This window comes from Vibrio sp. M260121 (assembly GCF_036533715.1).
Classification (GTDB): domain Bacteria; phylum Pseudomonadota; class Gammaproteobacteria; order Enterobacterales; family Vibrionaceae; genus Vibrio.
In genome coordinates, this window is sequence record NZ_JATABF010000077.1 from 1 (window position 1) to 8,212 (window position 8,212).

An 8,212-nucleotide genomic window follows, 5' to 3' on the forward strand; every position below is an offset into this window, starting at 1 on the left:
GATTAACGTAGCTATAATTTATGGAGCAGTAAATCTGACCTGAGCAATAACGCCGCGTTAAGTGGTGAGCAACGCTACCACCCTACTTAAACTATTGTGCCGTAACCACTAAAGCAGAAGCAAACCGAAAATGCCAAGCGTTGGGAATCCGTCTTAAACGCTTTGTTATGTGCCGTTGCCGCAAAAGTAATGTTCTAAAGGTTGTAAATGGCAAACTATAGATATAGAATGGCGTACTATTTAGTATATGAGACACTATATGAAAATTCGTGAACTAAAAGATGTATTCCTAGACGTTGAACTAAACCGTGTTGGAAGCGTATTTAGTAACACTATTGCTATCCTTTGTGCTCTATTTGCAAAATATGGTGCTTTGGGCGGCGTTGTCGTAATTTTATGGTACTGGGGGTTATTCTCTCTACCCAAGTACTCTCGATATCATGACTCGGTCTGGGAAGATTTGACTTCATTTATTTCAGTTTACGCTGTAGAAATAATTTCTTATTTTTCTGCTTATTTCGCTTTCTACTTTGTATATAACGTCGGCATCAAACGAATAATTCAATCTGCGATCAAAAAGTAAATGTCCAACATACTGAAGTCTAAATATTTTCAGGCACATAACGCCGCGTTAAGTGGTGAGCAACGCTACCACCCTACTTAAACTATTGTGCCGTAACCACTAAAGCAGAAGCAAACCGAAAATGCCAAGCGTTGGGAATCCGTCTTAAACGCTTTGTTAGCTTTAAACACACTTGGCGATAGTGGTCAAAGAGTCTTTCCATGTTGCTGCTGAATCGAAGCTCTCAACCAAACCATCTTTGGTACTTTGACCTGTAAATGCTCCCATACCATGTTGAATCATATATGTTGGTTTATATGAAGGAGCGCCTAGTTCGGTTAGGCTTTTACAAATAGAAGAATTATCAGAGGATATTTTATCTAGCTCAACTTGCAGTTTATCCATAACTCGCTTTGATTGATCCCCAAAGACATTCATACGCAGAACACTTATAGCTTGATGAGCAGTTTTATCTGATACTCTTTTTGTGTCGAAGTAACCATAGCTCATTCCAGCAAAATACAATTCTGCTGCTTGAGAATAATTCTTTTCACTCATACATCTATTTAAGCCTGTAAAAATATCAACAGGATTTTGCTGATTTGATAATTGACTTATCTCAACACATCCAGAGGGCTTCAGTGATTCAAGATTACCTTGAGCATTATAACTTGAAACATTATGCTGCGGTGTTGAATTACATGCTGAAAGTGAAAGAACAGCCAAAACACCTATTATTAATTTACCCATGTGCTAATAATTCTCCTTTAAAGCTAACGCCGCATTAAGGTGTGAGCAACGCTACCACTGAACCTAACCATACCACCATAAACACAAAACCCAACGATGGAATGAAAAATGCCAAGCGTTGGGAATCACTCTTAAATGCTTTGTTATATTACGGTTCCGATATAAACACCGATACAAAAAACAATAAGAATCAAACCAATTATTCCAATAATGGTATATTTTAGTGGTCGTTGTATAGTTGCTAATTGTTCTTCTGTTCGATTTAAAGAGAGTGCATTTTCACGAGAGATAAACTCCTTATTATCAGTTGAGTTAACGGATGCCACATTCGCAACCACACTACCTCCAGCGCCAAGAAATGTTGCGCTAGCAATTGATAACAAAGCTACATATGCCGCTTTTAAATTGTCAGGTACTGAAAAAAGCTTAATTGTACTTTCGTTGTCTAGGCTTGCTGCTCCACCTAAAGCTACAACAAAAAACACTCCAGACAAAATCATTATCGTTCCTTTCTCTAGTTGATCTTTTTCATAAAAAACCGACCACAAAAAAAACGTTAAGTAGCTAAACAAGAAGCCTATCAGAGCTAGGTTTGTAAGGTCGCTCATACCTAACAGCATCGAAACAAAGAAAATAAACCAGCCTAACACTGAATATTTAATTGATTTTGTTGTTTTTTTCATATTGTCCTAATATCGATTAGTAATGGAGTAATATAACGCCGCGTTAAGTGGTGAGCAACGCAGACCACCAAACCTAAACTATTGTGCCGTAAACACTAAAGCTGAATTAAACCGAAAATGCCAAGCGTTGTGAATCCGTCTTAAACGCTTTGTTATAAGCCTACCCAAAGATACGTGCCCAAAACCCTTTCTTTTCTGTTGGCTGAGATTTCTGGCTTTTAGTTGGTTTAGTGCATTTATGAACCTGTTTATGTTGGTCAGTAGCTGCTATTAGAATGTTCACTAAATCAAAGGTTGATTCATAATTAATCACATCATAAGCCTGCACAGATTTTGACTCGGAAAATAGGTCTTGGAAAATATCTTTCCATACGTTGTAGTATTTCGAGCACTGTTTTTCAGTACCAAACATTTGCCCATAAGAACCACAAAGTAATGCATGGGTAATCTGTTTGCGCTGCCCATTGATCGCTTTAGCTTGGGAGATTTGCTCTGCACTGAGAGCAACAAGTATTAAAGAATTTTCCATATTTCCTCTTTGGCTTATAACGCCCTGTTAAGGGGTGAGCAACGCAATACCGAACCCGCCGCAGACCACCTTAAACACCAAAACCAACGCATAGTGAAAATGCCACGCGTTGCGAATCCCTCTTGAACAGTTTGTTATGTGTGTTATTTTCGCTTGCCATTCCGGTCTTTGGTAACGCGAATGCTAAAGGCTTTTAGTTTATCAGACTCTACTACCTGCATTATTGTAAGACGATCGGAGCTTGTATAATTCAGCTTTAAGCAAGCTTAAACTCTTTCACTTCAAGTTTTTCTACAACAAGAACAACTTCTCGATTCTCAGCATCCTTTACCAAAGCTTCCTCTTCTGGGTCACTTGAGTCGAACCACTCAAGGTTTGAACCAAGCTCGTTAATATTATCAAGTACCCATACTTCCCCATCTTCCAGAAAAGTAACTGAAATTGGAAACTTGGGTTTATTCTCTAACTTCATGATGGAATTCCTCAACACACATAACGCCTTGTTAAGGGGTGAGCAACGCAATACCGATGCCGCCGCATACCACCTTAACCACTAAATTCAACGCATAGTAAAAATGCCACGCGTTGCGAATCCCTCTTGAACAATTTGTTATGTGTCTGGCCAGAGCTCTTCGATGACTTTTCGAGCATCAACTAAAGAAGCGCCAGTTTCCTCTCGATAAAGTCGCAGCGCTTTTAGCTTGTTACCTGATTTGACAGCATCTAACACCTGGGCTGGTACACCGAAGTGTTTATCTAATGACAAATCAGAACGTTCAAGTAAGAAGTCTATCTTACGCTCCAACAGTTTATGCTTGTATTTCATCGCAGATATTTCTCTGTAACCGATGAATATCAACAACACAATAAATACTATTAAAACTGACCACTCCACAATATCTCTCCTTAGATATTAATCATCCTAATCGGTGATTTTTCCGCGTTGACACATAACGCCCTGCTAAGGGGTGAGCAACGCAATACCGAAGCCGCCGCATACCGCCTTAATCACTAAAACCAACGCATGATAAAAATGCCACGCGTTGCGAATCCCTCTTAAATGCTTTGTTAGATGCCAGATCGCTGAACCTAATTTAGTAGTGGTAACGACACGAGATTATCGTTATGGCCTGATCATCGACTGCGTAAACAAGCCTATTAGTATCATCAATACGACGAGACCAAAAACCCGATAAGTTCTCTTTCAATGGCTCAGGTTTACCTATGCCCTCAAATGGAGAACGCTTAACATCATTGATGAGTTTATTGATGCGCTTGAGTGTTTTTTTGTCTTGAGTTTGCCAATACAGGTAATCATCCCAAGCGTCATCAGTCCACGACAGTAAACGCTGACTACTACTCATCAATTAACTCTCGTGCTGTTGTTTTACCAGCACGGTACTGTGCTATAGAACGGTTTAAGTGTTCAGCGTTTTGAGGAGAGCGTAGTAAGTGCACTGTCTCCATAAGGCTATTGTAGTAATCTAAGGACATAACCACAGCATCTTCAGAATCACGACGTGTAATAACTGTTGTATCAGCGTCATTAACTACACCGTCCAAAACAGCTTTAAGACCATTTCTTGCTTCAGTAAAAGATACGATTCTCATAAGAACCTCCACATGTACGTTTAATGGAACAAGTATAGTCCTCACCACTCCACATGTACAGTAAATTGAACATGCGATATTGATAAGGCAACTAACGCCCAATTAAGGTGTGAGGCACGCAATACCGATGCCACCGCATACCACCTTACTCACTAAAATTAACGCATAGTAAAAATGCCAAGCGTGCCGAATCACTCTTAAATTGTTTGTTAGTTTGCGTGTCAAAGTGACACGGAGATTGCTTATTGCACACTTTAAGACCATAATACACATGTGACATTTTGACACAACAGGAGATAACATTATGGCTACTACTTTGCCTCGCATCACCGCTAGAGTTGATGTCGATACACAAGACTTACTTACTAAGGCTGCCGCGATCGCCGGCATGTCTAGCATCAACTCGTTTGTTCTAAGCGCTGCAATCGAAAAAGCTAAACAAGTCATCGAACGTGAACAGGCTTTAAAACTGAGCCAAGCAGATGCGATGTTGCTCATGGAAGCTTTAGATCGTCCTGAAACACAGAACTCAAAACTAAAAGCTGCTGCTGATCGATACGAGAGCAAAACTCAATGATGAATACGGTACTTCTAGATAAAGCTAAACACGATAGAAACCGATTCAACTGTGGTATCGAAGCTCTCAATAATTACTTAAAAGTAATGGCGAGTCAGCAAGCAAAAAAAGACAACACCAGAACGTTTGTTTTGGAAGATGATAGCGACAACTCACATGTCATCGGCTTTTACACGCTAACAATGACACCAATTGACTTAAAGGCATTACCCGATAAGTTACAAAAAAAACACCAATCATCCACCTCTGGTGGTCTGATTGCCCGCCTTGCTGTCGATGACCGATACAAAGGGAAAGGCTTTGGTGAGTGGCTGCTTATTGACGCACTCAGAAAGCTATTAGCTGCAAGTGATAGCGTTGCATTTCCAGTTGTTATCGTTGATGCCAAAGACGGTGCGAAACACTTCTATGAACGCTATGGTTTTCAAACATTTGAAGACGCTGAAAATAAACTCTTCATCACCATTGCTGATGTGAGAGCAAGCTTAGGCTAGTTAATCGCTAGCCTTTAGCAAACTAACGCCCAATTAAGGTGTGAAGCACGCTACCACAATATTTGATTAGATCACCGTAACCACAGAACTAGACCCAAACCGAAAATGCCAAGCGTGCTGAATCACTCTTAAATTGTTTGTTATGCGCTCACGCAACCATCAAGCACTTGTGTAGCAATCTCACAGTTTACCTTGGCTCTTTTCATTACATCCTGACTTATGAAAGCCTCTTTTTTAAACCCTAGCTTTTCTGATACTTCATTAATGTTTTTTGACCTAACATAAATTAGATTCATTAAATTATAATACAAATAACTATGCTCTTTGTAATAGCTCAACCCTGTAGAAGAGTAATACTCCAAGTACTTAACCAAGTTATTTGTATAAATATTAAAAACATCAAAAGATATTTTCAATTGAGCTTCAAGAAATGATTCCTTATCAGGATAAGAGGTGACCACTGCCTCTAATAAGACTCTATCATATCTCCAAGGGTTACGTTTAGTGTCATATTTATAATATGTTAAATATCCACCATTTTTTACAAATTCTAAAATTGAATCATTAAATATTCTGTTCTCATAAAGAAACTCATCAACGTCATTTATTGTTTGGATATCATATTTCACAGAGAGATCATTCGCTTGACTTAACTTCCGAACTTCACGAACCCATTCAGTTGTTTCTTTCTGATGAGTAATATTAGGATCTTCAGTCTTTGAGAACGAAACTTCGTCACTGGTAGCCTCTCGAACCATATGATCAACTTTGTAAAACGCTTTACATAATGACAGTTGTTTGGGCGTGCAGTACGCAGGGTTTCTTAAATTTTTAAGATTAACTCCACTTTCTGAATAAGAAAGTGCAACTAACCTAGAGCAAAATTGCTGTTTAGTTGCGGGTTTCTTGAGTAATTCCCTAAACCTCAAGGTAGTGGCCTCAGGAATTGAATACAAAGAGCATGTTTTTGACCGAGCAAAGTTACAGATAACTTCAACTTGAGATTCTGTCAGTTCTCCATCATAGCGATAGATCGCCACATGGTCCTTTGAATCAAAAATAAGTCGCTGAGGGTTCTTAGAAAACACCCCAGACAAAGTTGCCTCGATCATTGTCCCACCAACATAAATCGCTGCATGAGAATATTTTGAAAGAGTACCTAACCTGACTCCTTTGCTAACGATGCCTTTATCAGCGGTAAGGATTATATCTCCGGGCTCTAACTCTTTATAATTAATAATGTACTTTTTAGACACATTGATATCCTCTAGACTTAAACTGTATGGTTGAGGCTTCTCAGGAGCACTCTGGCGCATAACGCCCTGTTAAGGGGTGAGCAACGCAATATAAAAGCCGCCGCAAACCACCTTAAACACTAAAACCAACGCATAGTAAAAATGCCACGCGTTGCGAATCCCTCTTGAACAGTTTGTTAACTGGATTTGCAAAGGCGGAGCGCTTGCTCTCCCGATTTTGCGATAATTACACGCTTATTTCTTGTCAGCGCCTTGAGTTTGTTCATTATTAGGGGTTTCGACTTTTTGGGATAATCCCATAAAAATTTGATGAACTCGATATCAAACCTTTCATCGCAACCTTCAGCTAAATCTGGACGCTTACTACTTAATAATGTTCTCTTTAGTGCTCGATAGATACAGGTATATCGGTTTACATCTAAGAATATTACTGTGTCACAAGCTTCAAATCTTATATCAAGGGTGCTCTGATAATTACCATCGATAATCCAACACTCGCTTTCACAAAGACCTTTTTGAATTTTGATCCAGTCATCTTTTGGAGTTTTAACCCAATTTGGTTTCCAATATAACTGATCGAGATGATGAACAGGCAAATTCAACTCTGTACCTAATAGTGCCGAAAATGTGGATTTACCCGAACCGCCGGAACCAATGACCACAATTCTTTTCATCGGACTTACCTCGTCATCAATCCAGTTAACGCCGCATTAAGGTGTGAGCAGCGCTTGGCTATACTTGAGCGAAGCGAAACTGCCAAGCGTTGCGAATCACTCTTAAATGCTTTGTTATACGATCAGCCAGGTACAGCTGCAGTTGATTCTAGAGGGTCTGATGGTTTTTTATATTTAACTGTTTGTCTATGCATTTTTCCCCCTTCACCGTTACTTTCATCAACCTCATCACCTTTAGCTTGAGAAGAAAAGTTAGAAAGAAAATCTTGCATCGTCATACACACAACCCCCTTGCTATCTTCACTTACACCAAACACCGTGCCATACTCCGCTAAAACCCCTCCGCCGGAAGGTCCTGATGTTGGTCCATCGCTTGCTGAGGCTGTGACACCACCATTACCTGGGGGGCTCTTCCAATTATACATATCCACTATATATTCATAGAACTTGGATTCACTTAAGCCATTGTTCAAAAGAATCCTTGGTGAAAAAACAATAGCATTTGGTTCAGAAAAGTACCTCTCTGCTTTTAAGTATAGATCTCCAATATCATTAACTTCACCATATACGATGAAATGATGCTCTATACCCAGGTACTCTTCTGGCTCTCCTTCCTTCTTACCTTTTTTAACACCATATTTTGGTAACAAATCTGATTTCGCTTCTTCATATCGCCCTTTTTTGTGCTTATCAAACTTGACCACTTCTTGATTTTCCCAAGCTTGACCTGATTTAAATTCAATTACGATCCAACGTAGGTTATCACCAACCATGGCATCGCTAAGTTTTTCCAAGTCACCATCAAGAGGGAAAATTATTTCATACGGCCCTAAAAAGTCTCTAATATAACTATATTCAACGGTCTTTTCCCACCATGTCTTATTATTGTCTTTCATCCTCTATCTCTTTATTTCTTGTTTGATGACGTATAACGCCCAATTAAGGGGTGAACAACGCCTCCACCCAAACCTAAGCCATTGTGCCATAAACACTAAATTTGAAGTAGAAGCAAAAATGCCAAGCGTTGTGAATCCCTCTTAAATTGCTTGTTAGGTGCGTAGCCAAAGTTGGTAAAA

General features: G+C 39.4%; 13 protein-coding genes. 3 read left to right on the forward strand and 10 right to left on the reverse strand.

The window, feature by feature from the left end:
• Positions 1–259 precede the first annotated feature (259 nt).
• Positions 260–583 carry a hypothetical protein gene (locus QTO06_RS24445; RefSeq protein WP_331410223.1) on the forward strand — a complete coding sequence of 108 codons (324 nt, stop codon included), beginning with the start codon at positions 260–262 and terminating at the stop codon, positions 581–583.
• 162 nt (positions 584–745) lie between these two features.
• Here the strand turns inward: QTO06_RS24445 and QTO06_RS24450 are convergent, their stop codons facing one another.
• The 7 genes from QTO06_RS24450 to QTO06_RS24480 all read right to left on the reverse strand — a co-directional run bounded on the left by QTO06_RS24450 (position 746) and on the right by QTO06_RS24480 (position 4,135).
• On the reverse strand, positions 746–1,312 hold the full coding sequence (locus QTO06_RS24450; RefSeq protein ID WP_331410224.1) for a hypothetical protein: 567 nt from the start codon (positions 1,310–1,312) through the stop codon (positions 746–748).
• A gap of 143 nt (positions 1,313–1,455) precedes the next feature.
• The gene (locus tag QTO06_RS24455; protein ID WP_331410225.1) at positions 1,456–1,995 is read right to left on the reverse strand and encodes a hypothetical protein; all 540 of its coding nucleotides are present in this window, start codon (positions 1,993–1,995) and stop codon (positions 1,456–1,458) included.
• Between the two features lie 160 nt (positions 1,996–2,155).
• Positions 2,156–2,524, reverse strand: a complete 369-nt coding sequence (locus QTO06_RS24460; protein WP_331410226.1) for a hypothetical protein — start codon at positions 2,522–2,524, stop codon at positions 2,156–2,158.
• Between the two features lie 256 nt (positions 2,525–2,780).
• On the reverse strand, positions 2,781–2,996 hold the full coding sequence (locus QTO06_RS24465; RefSeq protein WP_045545950.1) for a hypothetical protein: 216 nt from the start codon (positions 2,994–2,996) through the stop codon (positions 2,781–2,783).
• A gap of 138 nt (positions 2,997–3,134) precedes the next feature.
• Positions 3,135–3,419: a hypothetical protein gene (locus QTO06_RS24470; RefSeq protein WP_199483666.1), complete on the reverse strand. Its 285-nt coding sequence runs from the start codon at positions 3,417–3,419 to the stop codon at positions 3,135–3,137.
• Between the two features lie 199 nt (positions 3,420–3,618).
• Entirely contained in the window at positions 3,619–3,888 is a 270-nt protein-coding gene (locus QTO06_RS24475; protein ID WP_005464459.1) for a Txe/YoeB family addiction module toxin, read from the reverse strand.
• Positions 3,881–4,135: a type II toxin-antitoxin system Phd/YefM family antitoxin gene (locus QTO06_RS24480; RefSeq protein ID WP_005526636.1), complete on the reverse strand. Its 255-nt coding sequence runs from the start codon at positions 4,133–4,135 to the stop codon at positions 3,881–3,883. The genes QTO06_RS24475 and QTO06_RS24480 overlap by 8 nt, the downstream gene beginning before the upstream one ends.
• Positions 4,136–4,439: 304 nt before the next feature.
• Here QTO06_RS24480 and QTO06_RS24485 point away from each other — a divergent pair, with 304 nt between their 5' ends.
• Both QTO06_RS24485 and QTO06_RS24490 read left to right on the forward strand, forming a co-directional pair.
• A complete protein-coding gene (locus QTO06_RS24485; protein WP_331410229.1) occupies positions 4,440–4,712 on the forward strand; it encodes a type II toxin-antitoxin system TacA family antitoxin in 273 nt (90 codons plus the stop codon).
• Positions 4,709–5,206 carry a GNAT family N-acetyltransferase gene (locus tag QTO06_RS24490; protein WP_331410230.1) on the forward strand — a complete coding sequence of 166 codons (498 nt, stop codon included), beginning with the start codon at positions 4,709–4,711 and terminating at the stop codon, positions 5,204–5,206. The genes QTO06_RS24485 and QTO06_RS24490 overlap by 4 nt, the downstream gene beginning before the upstream one ends.
• A 140-nt stretch (positions 5,207–5,346) precedes the next feature.
• Here the strand turns inward: QTO06_RS24490 and QTO06_RS24495 are convergent, their stop codons facing one another.
• The 3 genes from QTO06_RS24495 to QTO06_RS24510 form a co-directional block, all read right to left on the reverse strand.
• Entirely contained in the window at positions 5,347–6,462 is a 1,116-nt protein-coding gene (locus QTO06_RS24495; protein WP_331410232.1) for a YiiX/YebB-like N1pC/P60 family cysteine hydrolase, read from the reverse strand.
• Between the two features lie 176 nt (positions 6,463–6,638).
• On the reverse strand, positions 6,639–7,136 hold the full coding sequence (locus QTO06_RS24505) for a DNA topology modulation protein (protein ID WP_331410233.1): 498 nt from the start codon (positions 7,134–7,136) through the stop codon (positions 6,639–6,641).
• A gap of 122 nt (positions 7,137–7,258) precedes the next feature.
• Positions 7,259–8,032, reverse strand: a complete 774-nt coding sequence (locus QTO06_RS24510; RefSeq protein ID WP_331410234.1) for a hypothetical protein — start codon at positions 8,030–8,032, stop codon at positions 7,259–7,261.
• Positions 8,033–8,212: the final 180 nt, after the last annotated feature.